Annotated in this window: 22 protein-coding genes (1 of these 22 cut by a window edge); 7 read left to right on the plus strand and 15 right to left on the minus strand. The window is 65.5% G+C overall.

Going from position 1 to position 22,796, the window contains the following annotated elements; translation table 11 throughout:
• Nucleotides 1–164: 164 nt before the first annotated feature.
• The 10 genes from DGI_RS05485 to DGI_RS05525 all read right to left on the minus strand — a co-directional run bounded on the left by DGI_RS05485 (nucleotide 165) and on the right by DGI_RS05525 (nucleotide 10,289).
• Nucleotides 165–2,153, minus strand: coding sequence for a CocE/NonD family hydrolase (locus DGI_RS05485; protein WP_051286567.1), 1,989 nt, complete (start codon nucleotides 2,151–2,153; stop codon nucleotides 165–167).
• A 56-nt stretch (nucleotides 2,154–2,209) separates the two neighbouring features.
• On the minus strand, nucleotides 2,210–3,082 hold the full coding sequence (locus tag DGI_RS05490; RefSeq protein WP_021759788.1) for a sugar phosphate isomerase/epimerase family protein: 873 nt from the start codon (nucleotides 3,080–3,082) through the stop codon (nucleotides 2,210–2,212).
• Nucleotides 3,083–3,130: 48 nt separating this feature from the next.
• Complete coding sequence (locus DGI_RS05495; RefSeq protein WP_021759789.1) at nucleotides 3,131–3,841, minus strand: hypothetical protein; 711 nt, start codon at nucleotides 3,839–3,841, stop codon at nucleotides 3,131–3,133.
• A gap of 19 nt (nucleotides 3,842–3,860) precedes the next feature.
• Nucleotides 3,861–5,270, minus strand: a complete 1,410-nt coding sequence (locus DGI_RS05500) for a L,D-transpeptidase family protein (protein ID WP_158407291.1) — start codon at nucleotides 5,268–5,270, stop codon at nucleotides 3,861–3,863.
• A 334-nt stretch (nucleotides 5,271–5,604) separates the two neighbouring features.
• Nucleotides 5,605–6,195 carry an orotate phosphoribosyltransferase gene (gene pyrE, locus DGI_RS05505; RefSeq protein ID WP_021759791.1) on the minus strand — a complete coding sequence of 197 codons (591 nt, stop codon included), beginning with the start codon at nucleotides 6,193–6,195 and terminating at the stop codon, nucleotides 5,605–5,607.
• A 16-nt stretch (nucleotides 6,196–6,211) separates the two neighbouring features.
• The gene (purB, locus tag DGI_RS05510) at nucleotides 6,212–7,522 is read right to left on the minus strand and encodes an adenylosuccinate lyase (protein ID WP_021759792.1); all 1,311 of its coding nucleotides are present in this window, start codon (nucleotides 7,520–7,522) and stop codon (nucleotides 6,212–6,214) included.
• An 84-nt stretch (nucleotides 7,523–7,606) separates the two neighbouring features.
• Nucleotides 7,607–7,942 (minus strand): FmdB family zinc ribbon protein, encoded by a 336-nt coding sequence (locus DGI_RS05515; RefSeq protein ID WP_021759793.1) that lies wholly within the window; start codon nucleotides 7,940–7,942, stop codon nucleotides 7,607–7,609.
• A gap of 145 nt (nucleotides 7,943–8,087) precedes the next feature.
• Nucleotides 8,088–8,210: a hypothetical protein gene (locus tag DGI_RS19400; protein ID WP_021759794.1), complete on the minus strand. Its 123-nt coding sequence runs from the start codon at nucleotides 8,208–8,210 to the stop codon at nucleotides 8,088–8,090.
• A gap of 52 nt (nucleotides 8,211–8,262) precedes the next feature.
• Nucleotides 8,263–9,135 carry an adenine nucleotide alpha-hydrolase family protein gene (locus DGI_RS05520; protein ID WP_021759795.1) on the minus strand — a complete coding sequence of 291 codons (873 nt, stop codon included), beginning with the start codon at nucleotides 9,133–9,135 and terminating at the stop codon, nucleotides 8,263–8,265.
• Nucleotides 9,135–10,289: a homocysteine biosynthesis protein gene (locus DGI_RS05525; protein WP_021759796.1), complete on the minus strand. Its 1,155-nt coding sequence runs from the start codon at nucleotides 10,287–10,289 to the stop codon at nucleotides 9,135–9,137. The genes DGI_RS05520 and DGI_RS05525 overlap by 1 nt, the downstream gene beginning before the upstream one ends.
• Nucleotides 10,290–10,492: 203 nt before the next feature.
• Here DGI_RS05525 and DGI_RS05530 point away from each other — a divergent pair, with 203 nt between their 5' ends.
• From DGI_RS05530 to DGI_RS05555, 6 genes are all read left to right on the plus strand, one after another.
• A complete protein-coding gene (locus DGI_RS05530) occupies nucleotides 10,493–10,708 on the plus strand; it encodes a rubredoxin (RefSeq protein ID WP_021759797.1) in 216 nt (71 codons plus the stop codon).
• A 468-nt stretch (nucleotides 10,709–11,176) separates the two neighbouring features.
• On the plus strand, nucleotides 11,177–12,457 hold the full coding sequence (locus DGI_RS05535; protein ID WP_235619948.1) for a DEAD/DEAH box helicase: 1,281 nt from the start codon (nucleotides 11,177–11,179) through the stop codon (nucleotides 12,455–12,457).
• Between the two features lie 144 nt (nucleotides 12,458–12,601).
• Entirely contained in the window at nucleotides 12,602–14,251 is a 1,650-nt protein-coding gene (locus DGI_RS16995; RefSeq protein WP_158407292.1) for a sensor domain-containing diguanylate cyclase, read from the plus strand.
• A gap of 270 nt (nucleotides 14,252–14,521) precedes the next feature.
• A complete protein-coding gene (locus tag DGI_RS05545) occupies nucleotides 14,522–15,481 on the plus strand; it encodes a permease (RefSeq protein ID WP_021759801.1) in 960 nt (319 codons plus the stop codon).
• A complete protein-coding gene (locus DGI_RS05550) occupies nucleotides 15,478–16,242 on the plus strand; it encodes a hypothetical protein (RefSeq protein WP_021759802.1) in 765 nt (254 codons plus the stop codon). The genes DGI_RS05545 and DGI_RS05550 overlap by 4 nt, the downstream gene beginning before the upstream one ends.
• A gap of 265 nt (nucleotides 16,243–16,507) precedes the next feature.
• Nucleotides 16,508–17,335: a flagellin N-terminal helical domain-containing protein gene (locus tag DGI_RS05555; RefSeq protein ID WP_021759804.1), complete on the plus strand. Its 828-nt coding sequence runs from the start codon at nucleotides 16,508–16,510 to the stop codon at nucleotides 17,333–17,335.
• On the opposite strand, the gene truA is transcribed toward DGI_RS05555, so the two are convergent.
• The 3 genes from truA to fliJ all read right to left on the minus strand — a co-directional run bounded on the left by truA (nucleotide 17,298) and on the right by fliJ (nucleotide 19,231).
• The gene (gene truA, locus DGI_RS05560; RefSeq protein WP_021759805.1) at nucleotides 17,298–18,119 is read right to left on the minus strand and encodes a tRNA pseudouridine(38-40) synthase TruA; all 822 of its coding nucleotides are present in this window, start codon (nucleotides 18,117–18,119) and stop codon (nucleotides 17,298–17,300) included. The genes DGI_RS05555 and truA overlap by 38 nt on opposite strands.
• A 100-nt stretch (nucleotides 18,120–18,219) precedes the next feature.
• On the minus strand, nucleotides 18,220–18,864 hold the full coding sequence (locus DGI_RS05565) for a MotE family protein (RefSeq protein WP_021759806.1): 645 nt from the start codon (nucleotides 18,862–18,864) through the stop codon (nucleotides 18,220–18,222).
• Nucleotides 18,785–19,231 carry a flagellar export protein FliJ gene (gene fliJ, locus DGI_RS05570; protein WP_021759807.1) on the minus strand — a complete coding sequence of 149 codons (447 nt, stop codon included), beginning with the start codon at nucleotides 19,229–19,231 and terminating at the stop codon, nucleotides 18,785–18,787. Before fliJ ends, DGI_RS05565 begins: the two co-directional genes overlap by 80 nt.
• A gap of 151 nt (nucleotides 19,232–19,382) precedes the next feature.
• Between fliJ and DGI_RS05575 the strand changes: the two genes are divergently transcribed.
• The gene (locus tag DGI_RS05575) at nucleotides 19,383–20,579 is read left to right on the plus strand and encodes a glycosyltransferase (RefSeq protein ID WP_158407293.1); all 1,197 of its coding nucleotides are present in this window, start codon (nucleotides 19,383–19,385) and stop codon (nucleotides 20,577–20,579) included.
• Nucleotides 20,580–20,613: 34 nt separating this feature from the next.
• Here DGI_RS05575 and DGI_RS05580 read toward each other — a convergent pair whose 3' ends face one another.
• Nucleotides 20,614–21,903: a hypothetical protein gene (locus DGI_RS05580; RefSeq protein WP_021759809.1), complete on the minus strand. Its 1,290-nt coding sequence runs from the start codon at nucleotides 21,901–21,903 to the stop codon at nucleotides 20,614–20,616.
• Nucleotides 21,904–21,984: 81 nt separating this feature from the next.
• Nucleotides 21,985–22,796, minus strand: partial view of a LysR family transcriptional regulator gene (locus DGI_RS05585; RefSeq protein ID WP_027193164.1) — the 3' portion only. 115 nt of this gene lie beyond the right edge of the window; the window shows 812 of its 927 coding nt (coding positions 116–927); its start codon lies beyond the right edge, outside the window; the stop codon is at nucleotides 21,985–21,987.

Below are 22,796 nucleotides of genomic sequence, written 5' to 3' on the forward strand. Positions count from 1 at the left end.
GAGAGGGGAAATCTTGTTGCAACAGGTTCTTCCCTCTCTCGCTCCTTCAAAAACTTTGATAGTATTCGGTAATTTTAAGAAAAGTCTTTGGGAGGGGGGGGTCGGGGGGAACCCTTTCGCCAGAAAGGGTTCCCCCCGAAAACTCTTTTCCAGAGAAATCTGGCTTACTTGGGCGGTTCTGCTGATTCCGGCACCGGCAGGCGCAGGGTGCCGCCGGGCAGGATGGTCACGTCCGGGTTGCTCTCGTAGGGCAGGCAGGTGAACTGCCCGGTGTCGCAGGTGGTCAGCGTCAGCCGCAGCCGCCAGCCTTGGGGCACCGAGGCCGCCGTGGGCAGCAGCGGCACGGCCATGACCGTCGGCGTTTCGGGTTCCAGCAGGGCCATGGCGTCCCGGGTGAAGGAATGCAGGGCCGGCACGCCTTCGCATCGGACGGCGGGCAGGGGGGTGATTTCGCTGCGGTGCAGGGCCCGCAAGAGCCCTTCGCTGAGCATGTGCGCCTTGCCGTCCGGGGAGACGGCTTCAAGGTACGCGAACAGGCTCAGATCCGTGGCGTTCACGGCGACGGCCGTGCGCACAAGGGGCGTGCCTTCCAGGATCAGGCCCTGCTCCAGCGGCGCGGAGGTCCAGGAGAGGCGGCCCGGCTGGCCGGGTTGCGCGCCCATGTCTGGATAGATCACGTCACTTCGGCCCAGTTGTGTGCGCCAGCGGTTTTGCGCGCCGGTGGGCGCAGGGCTCTGCGCCAGCACGCGACCCGTGCCTGCCACCGGCAGGGTCGCCGGTCCGGGCTGCAGGCTGGCGTCGTGCTCCAGGCGGAAGTTCAGATCCGTCATCGGGCGGGGCGGCCAGCCCTGGGCCTGCAGCCATGCCTGCTCCCCAAGCCGCCGATACCGCAGCCCGGGCGCGGGCTTTTCGCCGAGATCCTTCAAATACCAGTCAAAAAATCTAATTTGCTCAAGAAGTTGTACGCGAGCAGAGGGGGAGGCCGGGGCATCGGCCGGGGCAAAGGGATCGGTGTCCTGGGTGGCGCCGTGGTTCCAGGGACCGAGCACCGCGCGCTGTTCCACGTCCACCTCGCACAGCCGCCGCAGCAGGGAGGCGGCATAGGCGCCATCGAACCAGCCGCCCCAGGCGTACACCGCCGGCCGCGGGGCGCGGGAGGGGCGCTTCCAGGCCACATGGGGGCTGAAATCGTCCATGGCTACGGCCACACCACGCTCGGTCACGGCGGTCTGATCGCGCGCCGCCGCGCCGGCTGCCGCCAGGTAGATGTCGGCATTGGCCTCGTGTTCGCGGGCGGCCAGGGCCAGCTTTTGCCGCCCTTGCGGACCATCCACCGGGGCGGGGCCGAGCACGAAGGCACGGGCGAACCAGGGCATGAACTGCGGCAGGGTCCCGTTGTCCAGGGCCTGATTGAACCGGCCCCAGCGGCCCACGAATCCGGAGTTGAACACGCCGCCGGGATAGGCGACGTCCGTAAAGACATCGTACAACCCAAACTGGATGATGGCGGCCTTGAGGGCCGGATGGCCTGCGGCGGCCATGCGTTCGGCGCAGGTGCCGCCATAGGAGACGCCGGAGACGCCGGCCCGGCCGTTGCTCCAGGGCTGCTGCACGGCCCAGTCCAGCACTTCGAGGTAGTCTTCGATCTCATCGCGGGACCAGGGGTAGTTCTGCACCCCGAAGGATGCGCCGGTGCCGCGAGCGTCGATGCTTAATACGGCATAGCCGTAGTCCACCAGCATGCGCGTGGCCAGGGGGGCATCCCTGAGGGCCGAGGCCGGCCAGCGCAGGTTCCAGCGTCGCCAGTAGCGCGTGGGCAGCAGGACGACGGGAACGGTCTCGTCGGCTTTCAGCGTGGCGGGGAGGTGCAGATCCACGGCGATATCCACGCCATCGCGCATGGGCAGGTGGAAGGAGCGCCGCACCAGGCCCGTGTGCCGGGGGGGACCCGGAGTGGCGTTGCCGCCGAACACGGCCAGCAGCTCGGCATGCTCCCGGGGCGTGGGGGTGGTGGATTCCGGGCGCAGCCAGAAGAGGGCCGCCGCCAGGGCCAGGAGCACCAGCCCGCCGAGAATTCCCAGGACGATGCGCCAGCGCCGCCGCGGCCTGTTGCGACCGTGCGCCGCCAGCGCTCTGCGCTCCAATGCTTCCATCACGCCGCCTTTGCCTGACGCGTCGCCGGGCGGGCTGGAACGCGGCGGCCTTGGATTCAGAAGTTCCGCTGCCAGGGGCCGTCCGCGGTTTCCAGAAACTGCATGGCTCCTTGTAGCGCATCCTGGCCATGGGCTTCAAGGACAATGGTTGGCGCGATCTTCCTGCGGTCCAACTCGGCAAAGAACAACCCAAAGGGGATGCCGCCCCAGCCCGGGGCAAGGTGCTGATCGCCGGACCCGTCGTTGTCGTGCACGTGGCAGGCGCGGATCCATGGCCCCAGCACGTCCAGCCAGTGGGGCAGATCCTTTTTGCGCAGGCCGCCGTTGAAGCAGCTCCAGTGCCCCACGTCGAAACAGACGCCGCAGGCGCCCCTGTTGGCATCGTTGTCGGCGTCGTTGTTGGCGTCGTTCAGCCGGCCCAGCACGTCGGCCAGCACCTGGGGGGATTCGTCGTGGGTGTTCTCCAGGAGCAGGGGGCGCTCCCGGTCCTGGATTGCGGCTGCCAGGGGCTGCCAAGTGGCCTGGCTGCGGTCCAGAAACTCTGTGTATTCGAGCTGGTGGACGTAACGCAGGAAGGACACGTGCCCCACCATGTGCGCCGGCTGCAGGCGCAGGGCCCGATCCACGGCCAGGGCCAGGGTCTTGCGGGTGGCGCGCAGGATGTTGTCGTCCAGGCTGGCGGGGTGCAGGTCCCAGAAGGGCAGGTGCACGGTGCAGGGCAGGCCCAGGCGGCGCAGGGTCCGGCCCAGGGCGGTGAACCAGGCGGCGGGCCGGGTTTGCAGGGTGGTGCAATCGAAGGTGAATTCAGGGCCAACGCAGACATCGCGGCCCAGGGCCTGCGAAAGCGTCCGGGACCGGGCCGCGAAGGCGGCCGGCCAGTCCGGTTCCAGCGCAATGGCCCGCAGGGGAAAGGAAAAAAAGATCGCCATGCGTCGCCCGTGTTGCTCGCATTGCCCGTAGCGCCGGATGCGCCCGGCTCAGGAAACCTGCAAAATGGAGGAGATTTGCCAGACCTTGGAGAAGAGGGTGGGGCCACCGAGCTGGTCGATGGTCAACCGGAGGCCGAAAATGTCGGTGGGCAGGAGGTCCGGCGGCGGCGAAAACTCGATTTCAATGCGCTTGAAGCGCTGGATCTGGAACTGGAGCTGCTCCTTGTCCAGGCTGACATCGTGATGCTTGGCGTCCGTGCCCACCAATTGCACGAGATAGAGGCCTTCCAGGGCGCGTTGCGGCTCGGCGTTGGACAGCTCGAAGGAGAGCTTCCAGGTGAGGTCGCCCTGCGTGAGCGCAACCTTTTTGACGACGGCGCGCCCGGTATTCTTTTCGCCCAGCAGTGCATTGAGATCCACCCCCGAGGGAGCGGATTGATTTTGCGAGCCTTGGGTCAGGGTTTCCAGCACCGGCTGCTGGCCCAGGGGATCCGCGGCCTTGAGCATGCGCTCCATGTTCTGCAGCCGCTGCAGTTCCACGGCATTTTCGTGGGCTTGCTGCTGCAGGCCCGCCACTTCGTCCAGCAGTGCCTCGTTTTGGGTCCAGAACTGGAAGGAGAGCCAACTGGCGAGGGCGGCAAGGAGCACCACGCACGAGAGCAAATACGCCGCGAGCTTGAGCCAGATGGGCTTGAGGCGCAGTCTTCTCACATGCGCGTCATCCCGCATGAGGATGACATTGTACGTTTTGGAAGCCATAATGGAGAAACGCTGCCCGCTACATGGCCTGCCAATCCTCGGAAAGGATCTCCCAGCCGTTACCGCGGGGTTGCATCACCAGCGTCTTGAACCCTTTGTCCTTGTAGCCCTTGGCGTCTTCGTACTCCTGGGAGAATCCCACCACCAGACCCTGGGGATGCAGCTTGACGTCCAAGGCGCCGAATTCGACCCTGGTGGGCCGCTTGTCGGTCCAGATGGCGAGTTTGTGATCCTGGATGGCGCGCTTGCCGTAGCGCCCGCCCTGGCTGGCGGCGTTGCCGTAGAAGGCCATGTAGCGATCCAGGTCGGCCTTCAGCCAGCTGTCGCGCCAGGCGTCCACCAGCTCGCGCACCTGCTGCAGGGAGTCCAGCAGGTACCGGGCCTCCATGCCGCGCAGGGATTCCTGGTCCGCATCCACCCATTCGTTCCCCACCACGCGCCAGTTGCCGGTGGCGTCCTTCATCCAGTAGAGCCGCTTGATGCCGCCGCTGGAGAGGGAGGGGGAGCGGTAATACTGCTCGAACCACGTGACCCAGTAATCCGGCCCGGGCAGGGCGTGGATATTGTGGGAACGGACCTGGAGCCAGGGCAGATTTTTGAACAGATTGGCCTTGTGGGCCTTGAAGGCCTGGAAGCTTTCGTCGCCGGATTTGGAGAATTTTTCCGCGTCGAAGAAGTCAAAGAAGGTGTCGGAGCGCGATTCCCAGGCCCGGGTCCAGTCTTCCACCAGCCGGACCAGGGTTTCGGACTCGGCGAAATTGGTGTCTTCGGGCCGCCAGTCCACGTTGTGGGCGATGAGCACGGGCAGGTTGCGGGAGAGACGCTTGTCCAGCTCCAGGATGGCGTCGTTGTTCAGGGCCACGCAGCCTTTTGTCTCGCGCGGGGTGATCTGGTGGCCGCGGCCATGGATCCAGATGCCGCCGCCGGTCTTGCCCTTGAGACGGTCCACGGGGTTGGGATAATTGAGGGTGTGGGCCAGGGTGCCGTAGTCTTTGTAGTCGAGGCCGGCACTGAGGCGTTGCTGGATGAAGTACACGCCTTCCGGGGTGCGCAGGTCGCCTTCCACGAGCTTGTCGCCCTCGCGCTCGCCAGTGGTGCAGGTGATCTTTTCCACCATGGCCAGGGGGCTTTTCTGCTCAAAGACGTACAGTTCCTGAGCCTGCTTGTTCACGGCCAAAAATTGCGGCGGGCCGGCCGGGTTGCCGGCAAACTGGGCCAGCCATCCTTGCGAGGTGCCCGACGGGATGCTGGTTGCCAGCACCGCGTCGCCGGAAGGCATTCCGGACTGCACCACCTGCCCCACGATGCGTCCCTGGGCGTGCCCGATTGCGGGGGCCGCCGCAAGGAACAGCGCCGCCAGTGCGAACGCACAAAGACCCGGCACGCCTTGCAGCGTTTGCCGGATCATGGCCATGGAGCGACCGCACAATGTTCCTGCTCTCAATAACGATGCGTGCATCTTCCCCCACATTGGCCACCCCTCAGGGCCAATTTGCAGAGCCGACTCTTGGTGCCGCCACAAGCCAGGACACCGCGCACGGTTGCCGTGCTTCGATGCTCCAAGGCTGGTGTTCGGCAGGGTCATGCCGCATGACACTGGGGGTGACTGGCGAATGTCCTGGAATCACTACCTATCGTCTTGCGTCACATCCCCATGCCGCACCACCCATTGCGCCATGCATACCTCCTATCGCAAACGACCAGGAAATGTCAACTGCGGCGGGAGGTTGGCAGCCGGAGGGCGCAGGGCGGCGCGCCCGGCGTCAGGCCAGGCCCAAGGCCTTCAATTCATTGCGGGTGAACAGGGCCTTCAGGGAAAACCCGGAGCGCTCCAGGTGCTCGCGGCCGCCTTCTTCGCGATCCAAGACCGTGGCCACCACGCTCACGGTGAAGCCGGCATCCTGCACGCGCTGGATGGAGGTGACCAGCGTGCCGCCGGTTGTCACCACATCTTCCAGCAGGGCCACGCGACAGCCGGCGGGCAGGTTGGCCAAGCCTTCCAGATACTGGTTGGTGCCATGGCCTTTGCTTTGTTTGCGGATGATGCAGGCCGGCCAGGGTGCGGCCGGGGCGGGATCGGGCAGGGTGCCTTCGCAGGCCAGGTAGGAGGCCAGGCTGACGGCGGTGACCAGGGGGTCTGCCCCCAGGGTCATGCCGGCCACGGCGTCCACGGGCTCGTTGTGGAGCAGATGCAGGAAGAGCCGGCCCAGCAGGTACGCCCCTTCGGGGTGCAGGGCGGTCTGCTTGCAGTCGAAATAATAGTCGGACTTGCGGCCGGAGGTGAGGGTGAAGTCCCCTTCCTTGTAGGATTTCTGGATCAGCAGGCGGGCCAGGCGGCCCTTGAGATCCTGCATGGAGGCGGCGGTCATGCTAGGCTCCAAACACGCGTGCGAACACGGCGGCTTCATGGGTCAGACAGGCGGCGGGGTCGAACAGGGCGTCCAGGGTCTCGGCGGAAAGCCGGGCCGTCACGGCCGGATCCTGCCGTATCAGGGCCGGGAAGCTGGTGCGCGTTTCCCAGCTCTGCATGGCGCTTTTCTGGACCATGGCATAGGCCTCCTGCCGGGGCAGGCCGCTTTCGATGAGGGCAGTCAGCACTTTCTGGGAGAAATGCAGGCCGAAGGAGGCCTCCATGTTGCGCAGCATGTTGTCACTGCGCACCACCAGCCGCTCCAGCACGCCGCTCAGGCGGTGCAGGATGTAATCCAGCAGGCTGGTGGAGTCCGGCATGATGATGCGCTCCACGCTGGAATGGCTGATGTCGCGTTCGTGCCACAGGGCCATGTTTTCCATGGCCGCCAGGGCGTTGCCGCGCAGCACGCGGGCCAGACCGCTCATGTTCTCCGCGCTGATGGGGTTCTTCTTGTGCGGCATGGCCGAGGAGCCTTTCTGCCCCTTGGCGAAGCCTTCCTCCACCTCCAGCACTTCGGTGCGCTGCAGGTGCCGCAGCTCCACGCACAGCCGCTCCACGCCGCCGGCGGCAAGGGCCAGGGCGGTGAAGAACTGGGCGTAGCGGTCGCGCTGGACGATCTGTGTGGACACGGGATCCACCCCCAGGCCCAGGCGGGCGCAGGCGTCGGCCTCGATCTCGGGGCTCAGGTGGGTGTAGGTGCCCACGGCTCCGGAGAGCTTGCCGACCTTGATCTGTTCCAGCGCCTGGCAAAAGCGCTCGTAGTGGCGGGAAAATTCTGCATAGAACCCGGCCATCTTCAGCCCGAAGGAGGTGGGTTCGGCATGCACGCCGTGGGTGCGGCCCATGCAGAGCACGCCCTTGTGCGTGAGGGCCATGTGCTTGAGCACGCCCAGGATGCGCTGGAAGCCCTGGTCCAGCACCGTGCCGGCCTGGGCCAGTTGCACGGCGTTAGCCGTGTCCACGATGTCGGAGGAGGTGCAGCCCAGGTGGATGAAGCGGGCGGTCGGTCCCACACGCTCTTCCAGGGCGGACAGGAAGGCGATGACATCGTGCCGGGTGGTTTCCTCGATTTCCAGCACGCGATCAACAAAGGGCTGGTCGATGTCGAAGGCGGTCGTGGCGCGGATCTCGGCCATGGCCTCGGCAGGGATGACGCCGGCGGCGTGCCAGGCCTCGCATACGGCCAGTTCCACCTGGAGCCAGGCCTGCAGGCGGGCGGCCGGGGACCAGAGATTGCGCATCACCGGGCGGCTGTAGCGGTCGAGCATGGGATGGACTCCGGGAAAAGCTCGGGCCGCGGCAGCACGAACGGCAGTCGCGGCCCGAAAAGGACTGTGTGGATGACGGCGGCGCTAGTCCGCCGTCGCAGCAGATGCCGTGGCGGCAGAAGCGGCGGGCGCGGCAGGGGTCGCAGGCGCTGCAGCAGGCGCCGGTGCGGCGGCATCGGAGGTCGCGGCGCTCTTGGCGCTGTTCCCACCAGAGGATGCCGAGGCCCCGCCGGATTCAGAGCGCTTGCAGTAGTCGGTCACGTACCAGCCGGTACCCTTCAGAATGAAGGACGTGCTGGAAATGAGCCGTTCCGCCCTGGCGTTGCACACCGGGCAGGACACTTCGCGCTCCTTGAAATCCTTCTGCCACTCTTCGAAAATCTGCTCGCAATCCTGACAACGGTATTCGTAAATTGGCATGACTCCCTCCAATCAAAAACCTTTGCTCAGGGGAGAACCTCTAAGCAGCCTGCACGAGATTGTCAATTCTCGGCAACCGCCCGATCCTCATGGGAGGGGACGATGCACGAACCGGGCCAGCCGGGCAGCACGCGCTGCGGCCGGATTACGCCTTGCCCTTGGCCGCGGCGGCCTTGGCTTCGCGGATGCGTTCCTTCAGCCGTTCCTTGCGGCGGTGGCGGCGGCGGTCGATTTCTTTTTTGCGTTCAATTTTCTTGTGGGCGCCCATGGGTGCTCCTTTGTGGATCTCGGATGATGATTTCAAAAGAAAGTTGCATAGCCTAGGCGTCGCCGTCCTGTCCAGCAGAATTCTTCAGCACCGGCGGCGCCGGCCGGTCAAAGTGGCCGCTCACCTGCCCTTCCAGGCGCACCTTGCACGGGAAGAATCCTTCCATCCGCAAGGTGGCCACGCCCCGGGCCCGGATATCCAGCCAGCGCGTTTGTTCCGCCTGGGCAATGTGCAGGGTGTACTGCGGCCGTGGCGGGCCTTCCTGCGGCGGCGACAGGGACACCCGCAGCCGGAAGTCCCGCAACCCCAGGCGGGTCAGGGCGTCTTCGGCCAGGGCCAGACGGGCCAGCATGGATTCGGTGGGGGCCAGGCCGTAGTCCAGGCGGGTCATGAGGCAGGAGCGCGAGGGCTGGTCCGGCCAGTCCAGATTTGTGACTTTGGCGGCCTGGCGTATGTGGTCCTTGGTCAGGCCGGCCAGGGCCAGGGGGCTGGCCACGCCGAATTCTTCCAGGGCGGCGCGGCCGGGGCGGTATTCCCGGGTGTCGGAGGCGTTGGTGCCGTCCAGCACGTGGGGCCGGTCCAGATCTGCCGCCAGAAGTCTGACGCGGGTGAAGATGGCCCGCTTGCAGTGGTAGCAGCGGTCGCGCTGGTTCTGGCGGGCGCGTTCGTCGTGCAGGGGATTGAAGGGCAGCACGTGCAGCCGCAGGCCGCGCCGGGATATCCAGTCCCTGGCCCAGGCGATTTCGTGAGGGGTCAGGTGCGGGCCGGTGACGAACACGGCGTCCACGTCCAGATCCCACAGGCGGGACAGATGCGCCAGCAGCCGGGAATCCAGGCCTCCGGAGCAGGCCAGCAGCGCGGGAGTGCGCCGGGAAAGCACCTCCCGCAGCTGCTGCAGCAAATGGTCCAGCGTGTGTTCCTGCATTATCCCGCCGGCAGCAACTCCTGCGCTTCGGTGAGGGTGAACTGCCCGCCCTGGATCCATTGTTTGAGGGTCTGGGCGATTTCCTTGGAGCGCACCCAGCTCGTCAGGGGCACGGTGGGCACCTGCTTGCCGTCCACCTCGATGCTGCCGGCCTTGAGTTCGGCGTAGGTCACGTGCTTGAGCACCCGGGGCACGCCCTGGGGATAGTCGTGGGAATAGTCCTTCACGGGCATGGGGATGTCGTCGTCGCTCACGCTGGTGTAGAAGGCCATCTCCTCGTTGAGGATGGGGATGGGGATGCCCAGCCCCACGGCCAGGGAGCAGCCGTAGCCCACAAAGGAGACCCCGCGCAGATAGCGCGCCTGCATGCCTTTCATGTCGCCGCGAACCATCAGGGTGCCTGCGGCGGAAAGGGGGATGCCCCGTTCCGTGCGCTTGGGTGCGGGGTTGTGCTGCGTGCCTGCACCAAGCACCCAGCCCACGCCGCCGCCCAGGAAGATCTTGGTGCCAAGGCCGATGGTCTTGAACAGCGGATCGTTGAACAGGGGCGAGAGGCAGCCGGCCGTGGCGTAGTTGGCGTTGCGCAGCTTGGCCTTGATGGGGCCCATGTACGTGTAAATGATCTTGCCCCCCAGGTTCACAGCCACGTTGTAGCTCTGATAGCCGTTGCGGGGGTTGAGCAGCTGAGCGTAGGGCAGGTCGGCCAGGGTGACCTGCTTTTCCAGCTCGCGACGGGGGTAGCAGTCCGTGCCGTAGCCTTTGGCCTTGAGGCGCACGGCCTTGCCGGCCACCAGATCCTCGATCACGTGCCCGCCGCCGTATTTGAACTGGCCGGGGTAGACCTTGTTCAGCGGGTCGTCCTTGGGCAGCTCGGTGGCGCCCAGGTACGCATCCACAGCAGCCAGGCCGCCATAGGCCGGGATGCTGTTCAGGCTGACGGACGACGCCTTGATGGTGGGCGGCTCCTGGCCAAAGTTGAAGAGCATGCCCGAGGAGCACATGGGGGAGAAGGTGCCGGTGGTCACCACATCCACCTTTTCCGCCGCCTGTTTGACGCCCATGTCCCGCACGGCCTGGACCATCTCTTCGGCATCCAGGACCACGGCCTTGCCGGCCTTGATCTTTGCGTTGATTTCTTGAATAGTTTTAGGCATGTGTTATTCCTTGAACGTGTGAAGGCCGCCACCATATCCTGTTTGTGCGGCTGAGACAATGCATGTCCACCCCGTGTGCCGGGGCGGCGGCGTGGCGTGCAATGTTGTTGCGTCGGCTTGACTTCCGCTCCTCCCCTGGTAGGAAGGGAGACTCGTCCCGGCCTGCCCGGGGTAATTTACTGCATGCACACAAGGGGGATCGCATGGCCAGACCCGAAGACATGTGGCAATGCCAGACCGTGAACTGCGGCTACATCTACGATCCGGACAAAGGCGACAAGCGCAAGAAAATCCCGCCGGGAACCACCTTCGAAGACCTGCCCGAAGACTGGTTCTGCCCCATCTGCCGGGCCACCAAAAAATGCTTCCGCCCGCTGGCTGGTCCCGGCTCCACCAAAGAAGCGGACTGCGCGATGTAGCCTCTGGGCCTGTTCCTGGGGTTGCTTGTACGCACACGTATTTTGAGGACGCAACACCGGGACTCGGGATTCTCGAAAAGAGTCGTCGGGGGAACATCTTCCTTGCAGCAGGATCTTCCCCCGCACAACTCCCTTGCGACACAGGTGATTTGCCCTGGAGTCGCCAACATTGATGGCGCGCCCGGCGTGCAAAGAGGGCGTAAAAAATTTGCCCATGCAAACATTGTGCTTGCCTTTTTGAAAAAAACGCGTATTGTCATTTGGCTCTGCGTGATTGGATACGAGCCCCTCTCTCGACGCCTCCCCGGCCGGCGCATCCCCGCCACGACAGATTCTCGTTTTCAGAGTCCGACCCCACACAAGCCGCCTTGCGGCTGCGCTGCTCGTTGTCACGCCGGCGGCGCCTTTTCTTCTCCAACGTAGGAGCTTTTTGTGAATTTTGAAGCATTTGCGCTTAATGCGCAAATCATGGCTGGCGTCCGCGATGCCGGCTACGCCACGGCTACGCCCATCCAGGCCCAGGCCATTCCCGTCCTGCTCGAAGGGCACGACGTCATCGGTCTGGCCCAGACCGGCACCGGCAAAACCGCCGCCTTCGTGCTGCCGCTGTTGCAGCGCATGATCGCTTCCGGGGCCAGAAAAGAAGGTCCCATCCGCACCCTGGTGCTGGCCCCCACCCGGGAGCTGGCGGTGCAGATTCAACAGGACTGGACGGCCCTGGGCCGCCACACCGGCTACCGCAGCGCGGCCGTCATCGGCGGCGTGAGCCAGTTTGGCCAGGTGAAAGCCCTGCGCCGGGCCTCCGTGTGCGTGGCCTGCCCCGGCCGGCTGCTGGATCTCATGGATCAGCGCCTGGCAGATCTCTCCAATGTGGACGCCCTGGTGCTCGACGAAGCCGACACCATGCTGGACATGGGCTTCCTGCCGGCCATCAAGGCCATTCTGGCCAAGCTGCCCACGAATCGCCAGACGCTGCTGTTCTCCGCCACCATGCCGGCCCAGATCCGCACCCTGGCCGAGGGCATGATGACCAAGCCGCAGATGATTAAGGTCTCCAACACTGCGCCCGCAGCCAGCGTGTCGCACACGGTGTATCCCGTGGAAGACGGCCTCAAGCTGGCCGTGCTGGAAACCATGCTCAAGCAGGAAGACGCCGAAAGCGTCATCGTCTTCACCCGCACCAAGCACCGGGCCAAGTCCCTGGCGCTCAAGCTGGGTGGCAAGGGCCTGACCGTGACCTCGCTGCAGGGCAACATGTCCCAGAACAAGCGCCAGGAAGCCATGTCCGGCTTCAAGAGCGGCAAGTACCGCGTCCTGGTGGCCACGGACATCGCCGCCCGCGGCATCGACTGCAAGAGCGTCAGCCACGTCATCAACTTCGATCCGCCGGACACTGCGGAAGCCTACACGCACCGCATCGGCCGCACCGGCCGCGCCGAGCGCTCCGGCATGGCCGTCACCCTGATGACGAGCAGCGACCGCCGGCTCATGCGCGACATCGAACGCGCCCTGGGCTGCTGCATCGAACGCGGAGTCTTCCCGCAGTGCGATTGTCTGGTGGCCAACGCCCCCCGCCAGGACCAGGGCAGACTCCAGACGGAAGACCGCCGGCCCGAGCCTCGCCGTGCCGCGGCCGACCGCAGCGGTGACGCCCGCCGTGCCGGGCCACGCCCCGGCCAACCCCAGCGCACCAGCCGCACTGGCCAGGACTCCCGCCAGCCGCGCCGGAACGATTCTGCCTACGCCTAAGCAATTCTGACGTAGTCCGGATTGCCTTCCATGCCGGGGGGAGCGGAACCACTTCCGCTTCCCCCGGTTTTTTTGCGCCCAGCCGGGCGTCCGCCACAGGCGCACACCGCAAGGACTTGTTTGAAATCTGAGAAGAATCATGGCATGGATATCCTTTCTGCACCAAAACCCCTCCATGCCATGCGCGTATTACTCCAGGGAAACACCATCAAGAGCCGGCTGCGGCTGCTGAGCCTTGCGCTCATCCTGCTGCCGCCGACGCTCGGCCTGGGCTTTTTCGCCGTCTATGCCCTCTCTTATCTGAAGGACAGGGCCTACGAGACCCTGCACCACGTGCTGGAGTACGACAAAGGCTTCATCGAACGTTGGATGGAGGAGCGCCAACGCGACGTGGCCTTCCTGGCTACCCTGCCCGTGGTGGAGCGCCAGGATTTCCCGGCCATGCGCCATGTGTTTGCCCAATACGCCGCCACGCATGACGACGTGACCGGCGTGGTGTTCCTGGATGCGGACGGCTTCAACATGGTGGACACTGGCTCGGACAAGCGCATCAATGCCAAGGACCGTGACTATTTTCGGGCCGGCATGCAGGGCAGGGCGTTTGTGTCGGACATTCTCATCGGCCGCACTTCGGGCAAACCTATCCTCATCGTCTCCGCGCCGGTGGCCATCGCCGGCGAGTTCAAAGGCGTGGTTATGACCCCCGTGCGCATGACCACGGTGGATGCCCTGTTGCGCACCCTCAGGGTGGGCCGCCATGGCAGCGTGGCCCTGCTGGACAGCCATGGCGCATGGCACGTGGGCCAGGAAGATGCACAGAACGCCACGTTTTTTCTGAAAGATGACCTGCAGCGGGCGTTGACCAAGGCCGGGGCCGTCGCCACGACCAACGCCCGAGGCGAGCAGGCCCTTGGTGCGGCCCTTGCGCTCAACAACGATACCTGGGTCCTGGCCGGGCAACTTCCCCTGTCCGAAGTGCTGACCGAATACTCCGCTTTCCTGCTCACGGCCCTGGCAGGCGGCCTGTTGACGCTGGCGGTGATCACGCCCTTTTTGCTCCGGCTCATCCGGTCCCTGGAGCGGCCCATGCATCAGCTGGCCGAGATGGCCAAAGACATGGCCACCGGCCAGTTCGCCAGCGTCTGTCCGTTTCCAGGCACCAGGGAAACGTCCCTCTGGGAGGTGCGCACCCTCACCGAGGCCTTCTGCCGCATGCAGGAGATGGTGGGCGAGAGCATGGAAACCCTCAAGCGGGTGGCCATCACGGACCAGCTCACGGGACTGTTCAACCGACGGCACCTGCTGGCCGAGGGGGCCCGCATCGTGGACGTGTGCCTGCGCGGCGGTGCGCCCTGCGCCTGCATCATGGCCGACGTGGACCACTTCAAGCGCATCAACGACACCTGGGGCCACAAGGTGGGGGACGACGCCCTGCGCCAGGTGGCGGACACCTTGCGCTACATCTGTCGCGGGTCGGACATTGTGGCGCGCTTTGGCGGGGAGGAATTCGTCGTCCTGGCTCCCAACGCCGGCCTGGCCCAGGGGGCCGAACTGGCCGAGCGGCTGCGTCTGGCCATCGCCGACGCCTCCCTGTATGTGGACGACACCCGCGTGCCCATGACCATGAGTTTCGGCGTGGCCGAGTGCCTGTTGGAAAGCCTGGACACCGTGGCGGCGCATGGGCCGGGCTCCATTGATCTGGTGCTCCAGGATGCCCTGCGCCGGGCCGACATGGCCCTGTACCGGGCCAAGCAGACCGGCCGCAATCGCGTGGTGTCGGACGACGAGGGTTAAAGCGTTTTAACCTTGAGAAAGGACATTGCGAGAGGGGAAACCTTTTGCAAAAGGTTCTCCCCTCTCGCGCTCTCCCCTTCCAAAACTTTGAGAGTGACCTTGAATCACCATAAAAAGTCTTTGGAAAGGGGGCACTTCTCAGAAGGCGGAAGAACCTTTCTTCAGAAAGGTTTTCCCCCGAGAACTCCTTTCAAAGATACCTTGCCCTCATCTCCGCCGGCCGCGCCCCGGGGCTTGCCTTGATCGCGGCTTCGTGCCACAGACGCGGGCATGCTCTCCGCCGCATCCTTCGACATCGTCCTGTTCTGTGCCCAGGCCGCAGCCATTGTGCTGGAGGCCATGCCCTTCCTGCTCGCCGGGTCCATCCTCGGCGCCTGCGTGGATGTCTGGCTTACTCCTGAACGCGTGGCAAAGTACGTGCCGTCCAGCCGGGCCGGCAGCATTTGCGCCGGCCTGTTCGCCGGGGTGCTGCTGCCCACCTGCGAATGCGGCGTGGTGCCCGTGGTGCGCCGTCTGTTGGGTCGGGGCGTGCCCTCGGGCGCGGCCTTCGCCTATCTGCTGGCCGGGCCGGTGGTCAATCCGGTGGTCATCGCCTCCACCTGGTTCGCCTTCAAGGGGGACTGGACCCTGCTGGCCGCGCGCCTGGGCATGACCCTGGTTACGGCTGGCTGCACCGCCGCGGTGCTGGCCGGCATCCCGCCCACCGTGGCCCTGCGCGCCCACAGGGGCAACAGCCCGGCTGCCATGTGCGGCTGCGGCTGCGGGCATGATCATCACGACGGCTGCAGCCACGATGCTGGCGGCGAGCCCCTGCCCGTGTGGGCGCGCATTGCGCGGTCTGCCTCGCGGGAATTCATCGCCATGAGCCAGTTCCTGGTGCTGGGGGCCCTGGCCGCGGCGGCCTTCCGCAGTTTTGTGCCGGGTTCGGTGGTTCAGTCCCTGTCCGGCAACCTGCCCCTGGCGGTGCTGGGCATGATGAGCCTGGCCGTGCTGCTGTCCATCTGCTCTGAGGCGGACGCCTTCGTGGCAGCGAGCTTCTCTTCCTTCCCCTGGCCGGCCCTGGCGGCGTTCACGGTCATCGGACCCATGATGGACCTGAAGCTGCTGCCCATGTTCTGGGCCACTTTTCATCCGCGGGTGGCCACGGTACTCACGGTGCTGCCGTTTCTGCTGGTGGCGATACTATCCCTGGCGCTGGGGCTGCTTGCCCCCCTTGGAGGCCAGCCATGAGCGCCCTGCTGCAGCGTCTGGGCGGCCGGCTGGAGGCGGCGGTGTTTCTGGCCATGGGCGGTTGGTGCCTGCGGCTGCTTATGACCGGGGATTCCTGGCTCTTCCTGCATCCGCGGTTCCGCATCCTGCTGGCCGGCTCCGCCTTTGTGTGCGTGTTTTTCGGGATGCTGCTCATGCTGCACCCCCTGCCGCGGCCCCATTGGCGGGGCATGGCCTGCCTGCTGCTGACCATCGCCCTGGGCGTGGCGGGGCAGCGGGGCTTGCGGCCGCAAGAGGCCGATTCCCTGGATCGCCTGCCCGCGGCGGACACTCCCGCCGCCTTCACCTACGACGGCCGCGACTACCTGCCCCTGAACCTGGCCGAGCTGTATCTGCTGACCGAAAGCGATCCCCCACCTGACGCCGAGGCCCGCTTTGCCCTGCAAGGCATGCTGCTGCCGGATCCCGAAGGCTTGGCTCCGGGGGTGCTGCTGCGGCTGCAGATTGTCTGCTGTCTGGCAGACGCCGTGGGGGTGGGGTTTCGGGTGGAAGGAACCAGGCTGCCACCGCCGGATGGCCGCTGGGTGCGCCTGCTGGGCCGGCTGCGGCCCGTTTCCGAGGCCATGGCCGAGCAGATGCAGGCATCACCGCAGTTCGAAGGGGTGTTTGTGGCGGTGGTGGCGCCGGGCTATGTCTTTGTGGTGGAGGAGGCCCAGTCCATCGAGACGCCAGCCATGCCCTTCATCGGCGAAATGCGCATGGAGCCGCCGTTTGCATACTAGGGCATCTTAATGTTGAAACAGGACGTTGCGAGAGGGGAAAACCTTTTTGCAAAAGGTTCTCCCCTCTCGCGCTCTCCCCTTCCAAAATTTTTATAATACTTTGTAATCATAACAAAAGTCTTTGAAAAGGGGGTTCGGGGGAAGAGCCGTTCGCCAGCGCAGGGCTTCCCTCCGAATATTTTTGCAGCGCACCCTAAAGAACAGTCGCTTCTTGGCCGATATGGTCCGTACAGCCAGCATCTTAAATCCTTGCATGGAGTCGGATATGGCTCTCTCCAAAGCGGAACAGTATCTTATCTACGACACGTCCCTGCAGATGCTGCAGCAGGATCTGTTGACCAACGCGCTGTTCCAGAACGGGTCGGTGGGCCGCTCCCTGCGGGATATGGTCCTGTCCCGGCAGCCCGTGCAGCCCCTCACCAATCCGTATGACGAAGCCATCACCGGCAGCTTGCGCGCCGATTCCCGCACCACCATGCAGAATTCGCGCAACGTCACCGAGGCGGCCTCCATGGTCGGCATCGCCGAGGAGGGCGTGGCGGGCATCCAGAGCGCGCTGGAGGAGATGCAGGGCATTATTGCAGACATCAACTCGGGCGCGCTGGACAAGACCAGCACCATCGTCAGGGACAATTACAACGACCTGAAGACCAAGGTGCTCGGCTACATCAGCAATACCGAGTACAATGGCATCCACATGCTGGACAGCACCCAATGGGGCACCGAGCAGATCAGCTCCAGCGGTGCGGTGCATGTCCAGGCGTTCAAGAATGGCGGCTTCAACGTCCAGTTTCAGGCGGTCGACAGCCTGAATTTTGCCGGACTCTCGGGAGCCGACCTGGCCAACGACACCACCCGGGCCGATCAAAATGCCCTGCTGAGCAGCCTGCATTCCGAGGTGAGCGCCGTCCAGGACATGTACGCCTCCCGCCAGGAGAGCCTGACCTACCAGGCCGAGCGGCTCAAGTCCCAGTCCGGATTGCTGGACCAGGCCGTGGAGGCCCGCAGGCAGACGCCCACGGCCACGGTGTCGGATCTCTTGCTGGATCTGGTGCTCAAGGATTCGGGGTCGCTGCTGGATCAGTCGAGCTGAGGGGCTGGCGGAAGAAGATTTCTTCCAGGGTCAGGCCCTGGGCCGGGGCGCAGCAGGGGGCCTTGGTCCGCTCCCGGCCGGCCAGCAGTTCGGGCACGGCGTCCGGATCCAGCTTGCCGCGGCCGACCTCCCGCAGGCATCCCATGATGTTGCGCACCATTTGTTTCAGAAATCCCGTGGCTTCGATGTGCCAGACGTGCTCCAGCTCGTGGTTGCAACAGACTGGTGCGCGCTCCAGCCGCGTCACCGTGCGCACGGTGCCCTTGATGTCGCTGCCGGCGTTGGTGAAGGCGGCAAAGTCGTGCTCGCCCACAAAATGCCGGGCCGCGGCGTCCATGCGCGCCGGGTCCAGGGGATCGGTGGTCCAGACGTAGGGCCGGCGCTGGGGCAGCACATAGCGTCGCGAGAGCCAGAAGCGGTAGGCGTAGCGCTTGGAGATGGCATCGAACCGGGCGTGAAAGGCCCGGTCCACCCAGGCGGCATCCAGCACCTGCACTTCGCGGGGCAGCAGGCCGTTCAGGGCCTGTTGCCAATCCACACGCCATTTGCCGGCCGGGATGTCCAGATGGCAGACCTGCCCCAGGGCGTGCACGCCGGCATCGGTGCGGCTGGAGCCGTGGACGCGAAGGTGGGTTTCGCACACCGTCTGCACCGCGTCTTCCAGTGCGCCCTGTATGGTGCGCTGCGGCTTGCCGTGCAGGGTGGGCGCCTGCAGCTGCCAGCCTTGAAACCTGGCGCCGTTGTAGGCCAGGGTGAGTTTGAGTCGGCGGGTTTCCTGTTCCATACAGCGTGGGGGATTGAGGCTGCACAAAAAAGTTCGAGGGGAGCCACTTTTGCAAGCGGCTTCCCCTCCCGAACATCTCTTGCTTCAACGAAAATGCACTCTAGAACGGCACCTGCATCCTGGTCAACTGCTCGGAGAGTTTGGCCGCCTTTTCCGCCTGCACATAGGTCAGGATTTCGCCAGCCTGCCTGCCGCGCATGCCAGCCAAAATTTTGACGGCGATGTCTTCATTGAGGGTTTCGATGACGGCGGCGGCCTGCTTGGCCTTCATGTTGGTGTACACGTCGATGAGGTGGCGCAGCTTGGCGTCGCGGGTTTCCTTGGCTTCGGCGAGCATCTGCTCAACTTTGCCCTGCATTTCCTGCAGCTGGGCCAGCTTGGCATCGAGCTGCTGCTCCAGGGTTTTCAGGGCCAGCTCGCGGCGTTCCAGCTCCTCGCGGCGTTCCCGCAGGCCGGCCATGGCATCGGCCTGCTGCTCCCCTGCGGATTGCGCGGCAGGTTGCTGCGGCTGCTGGGCAAAGGCCGGGGCGATGAATTCGTGGGAGATGCTGGCCCGGACGCCCACAGCCGAAACAGGCTCCGAGGTGGGCGGGGCGGTTGGCACCAGCATGCTGCCGAGCACGGCGGTTTTGGCCACGGTGGCCAGCAACAGCAGATGAATGACCTTAGAAATCCGCTGGCCGGTACCGGATGGTTGCTGTTTCGTCGAGCTGCTTGCGTTCCTGGAGCTGTTCTTCTTCCGCATGGCGCATTCCCTGCCGGAGTTTCAGTTTTTCCAATAGCTTTGTGGCCTTGGCCCGTTCAACGAGCACGCGTCGTTTTGCGTTGAGCTCCCTGGCGAGTTGAAGCATTTCTGCTTCGGCTGCTTGCACATCGCGTTCCAGGCTTACGGCATAGGTTCTATTCAACCAGAATTCATGTTTGTTGACGCCCTGTTGGCACTGCTTGAGCCAGGCTTCCTTGTGATCGGTCAACCTGGTTCTGGTGGCCTCGGTCACCGCCACCTGACGCTGATAGCGGGTCTGGGCCTGGGCGACCTCCAGCCGGGCCTGCTCCTCCTGCTGCTGGCGGATGTCCAGCACGCGTTGCAGTGAAAACCGAAATGGGGCCACGGCGATGTGCTCCAGTGCCCGGCGGTTGCGCCGAGGCGGGTTGCAGAACCTGACACGGGATCGTAGCAAGGGCCGGGCCAAGGGGCAGGCGATGGGCAACGGCTTGAGTTGGCAGGGGGAATGCCGTACTCACGGCAGTCAGGAGGCGCCTATGCATGTCTGGATGTTGACGTGGTGGGGAGTTGCGATGCTGGTGTTCGGCCTGGCCCTGGCCGTGCTGGCCGGGATCTGGCTGCTGGGCCGCCTGACGGTTCCCGCAGGCCATCCGGCCCGGGCGGCCAGGCATCTGCCGGCCTGGCCCGCACGCCGGCCGCCCCGTGCGACGCTTGTCGTCCCCATGACCGGAGAGTCTCCGCACATGGCGCCGGCCCTGGCCTCCCTGCTGGCCCAGGACTACCCGGAGCATGAAGTGGTATTCGTCACCCAGGACGAGGCCGATCCCGCCACGGCCCTGGCCCGGCGGCTCAGTCGGGAGCATCCCCACGCCCGGCACGTGCTGGCCGGCCCGGCCCAGGTCTGCGGCCAGAAGACCCATAACCAGCTCGCCGCCCTGGCCACGGTGGACGACACCGTGCGGGTCTTCGCCTTCTGCGACGCCTCCCACACGGCGGCGCCGAATTTTCTGGCCAGTCTGCTGGAACCCCTGCTGTGCGGGCGTGCCCGGGTGGCTGCGGGGTACCATCTGGTGGTCCCGGAAGATGCCCGCCTGGGCACGCTGGGCCAGGCCGTGGTGGTGCTGGCGCTGCACGCCTTCCAGACCGTGCCGCGGCTGCGCCAGCCCTGGGGCGGAGCCATGGCCATGACCCGCGCCGCCTTCGACGACCTGCGAGTGGCTGCCCTGTGGGGGGAGAATGTGGTGGACGACGTGTCCCTGGCGGCGCGGCTGGTGCAGCGCCGCGAGCCCCTGGCCTTTGCGCCGGCCGCCTGTCTGCTCACGCCGCTGGCGCAGTCCTGGAGCGGCTGGACAGCCTGGCTCACCCGACAACTGGCCTATCCGCGGTTCATCATGCCCGGCACCTGGGTGGGCATCGGCCTGGGCCTTTTCGTGCTGACGGGCATTCTCTGCACTGCCGTGCTGGGAGGGGCGGGCGTGCTGCTTGGCGCGGTCCCGGCGGCCCTTGGCGTGCCGGCGCTGGGATTTCTGGCCGGTCTGCTGCTGGTCATCCGCGCCCTGGCCGGCCTGCTGCCCATGCGGCCCCCGGTCTGGCCCTGGTGTGTGGCCTGCGGCTTGGCGCTGCCTCTGGCCTGCTGGTGTTTTCTGCGTTCCGCCGCCACCCGCACCATGCGCTGGCGGCATCGGGCCTATGTGGTCGGGCGCGGCGGCCGGGTGGAGCGGATTGTAGGGTAACCATCTGGTCGGGGATCTTCCAACGTAGCGTGCGCTACCCCTTTTTGCAACAGGGCGGCGGGGGCAGCACGGGGTCCAGATCCAGAAACTCCTGCCCCAGGGTGAAGGGCGCAAACCGGGGATTTTCGACCGAGTGCTCCAGCGTGATGATGGCCCCGGTCAGACGATCCGCCGCGGCGTTGATCTGTTGCAGGTGCCGCGCGTGGCGGTCCAGATCCATGGATTCGGTGATGGCGAGCAGCCGTTCCACGGCCCGATAAAACGCGGCAGGCACATTGCTGGGGGCTGCGGAGGTCAGGGCGGCGTCTGCCGCGTCGATGGCTTCCTTGCGGGCTTTTTTGAGCAGCGCGGCTTCGTCCATCATCAACCCAACGGAATCCTTGAGGATGGCCAGGGCGTTGTTGCCCACGTGGGCCATGCCGCCGGCAGCCTTGGCCAGGGCGTTGCGGCCGGCTTGCTGGCGTCGGCCCACGGTCAGGGAGACGATGCGTGCGCAATCCGCCAGAAATGTGGTCTGGTACTTGTCGAAATAGTGCAGCCGGCGCGAGTACAGCATGATGAGGCCGAAGGGATCGCCGTTGGCTTCCCGGAGAATGAAGGCCAGGCGGGAGCGGAAGCCTTCCTTGTACGGGATGCAGTCGAAGGATTCGCCGCCCATCTCCGAGGCGCGCAGGTCATCGGACACCACGAACCACGTGCCCGCGTCGGCATGCACGGCGCGCATCACGGGGTGGTGGGGGTGCGTCTCTTCCAGATCCCGCACAAACAGCGGCGTGGAGTGCAGGGTCAGGGAGTCCGTGGCCACATTGGTCCAGGCGCCGCCCTCCTGTTTGAGACGGCAGACGTACAGATCCGCTTCCAGCTCCAGCAGGAGGATGAGGGCGCTTTCCTTGAGCAGTTCTTCGGGAGCCAGGAACTCATCGCCGGCATTGATGAGCTCATAGGCCAGCTCCAGCATGAGCAGGGCTTCTTCGTGGGCAGCCCGCAAGACATCAAACCGGCGGGAAAGGGCCGCCACGTCCCGGGTTTTGCTCCGATAGCGGGACATGGTCCCGGCCTTGACCGCAGCCATGCGCCGGACCATGTCCGAGAGCAGTCCCAGCAGCTCTTCCCAGGTCTGTACGGGCTTGTGGGGCTGGTCCAGGGTGGGGGAGCCTTGCAGGGCATCCTGCGAGGTGCGCAGGGCCAGGATGAGATCCAGGCAGGCCCGGGCCACGGCGGGCGGGGCCGAGGCCAGCAAGGCGGTGATGCGGCTGGCTGTCTGGCGACGCGTCGTCTCCAGGTGCATGGTCGCAAGGGAGAGGCCATCGTGTGTGATGGGCATGCGGGAACATCCTGTGCGCCATGACAGGCGCGGTCTTGCGGTACAACGGCTCCCCGGCCCCGGCGTCCGTCGTGCCGCCGCCTACCGCGCGCAGGAAGAATGCGGCGTGGCGGGCGCTTCTTCCTTCCACACGGCAATGGCTTCGTCAAGGAACGCCTTGGGCGCGGGCTCCTGCATGCGTTGGGAGAGCACCGCCAGAGACAAGGGCAGGGTGGAAAACACATGCGGCCACATGCACACCCGCCCGGCCGCGGCATGCGTGAGGGCGTCCGACTCCTTGACCACGGTGACGCCCATGCCCTGGGAGGCCAGCTCCACCAGCACATCTTCCGAATCCGTGACCCCGGCCACCTTGGGCGACAGGTTGTGCTCCGCGAACACGCGGCGCGTCACCTCAAAATGCGGGCAGGTGGTGGGGTTGGTGATCCATGGCAGGTGCATGATCTCCTGCAGGTCCGCCTTGGCCAGCTGCTCTGTCCAGTCCACAGGACCAATAATACGCAGGGGCGTGGTGTCCAGCTCCACAAAACGCATGTCCTCGGACGCCTTGTGGCTCCAGTTGCCGAACAAAAAGCCCAGGTCCACCTCGCCGGATTGCACCAGGCCCGGCGTGAGGTGCGATTGTGTGAGCAGATAATGCACCTCCAGCTCCGGCCAGCGCGCCGCGAGCCGGCGGCCGATGGAAGCCAGACGCAGGTAGCTGAAATCTGTGTTCACGCTCACGCGCAGCACGCCGCGCACCTCGTCCCGCAGGGAGGCTGCCTCCCGGGTCAGGGACTCCGCCGTCTCCAGGATTGTGGCGGCCTTGTCCAACAACTGGCGGCCGGCCGGCGTCAGTTCCATGCCCTTGGCCGTGCGCCGGAACAGGTGCACGCCCAGCTCGTCTTCCAGGG

It is taken from the genome of Megalodesulfovibrio gigas DSM 1382 = ATCC 19364 (genome assembly GCF_000468495.1).
Taxonomy (GTDB): Bacteria; Desulfobacterota; Desulfovibrionia; order Desulfovibrionales; family Desulfovibrionaceae; genus Megalodesulfovibrio; species Megalodesulfovibrio gigas.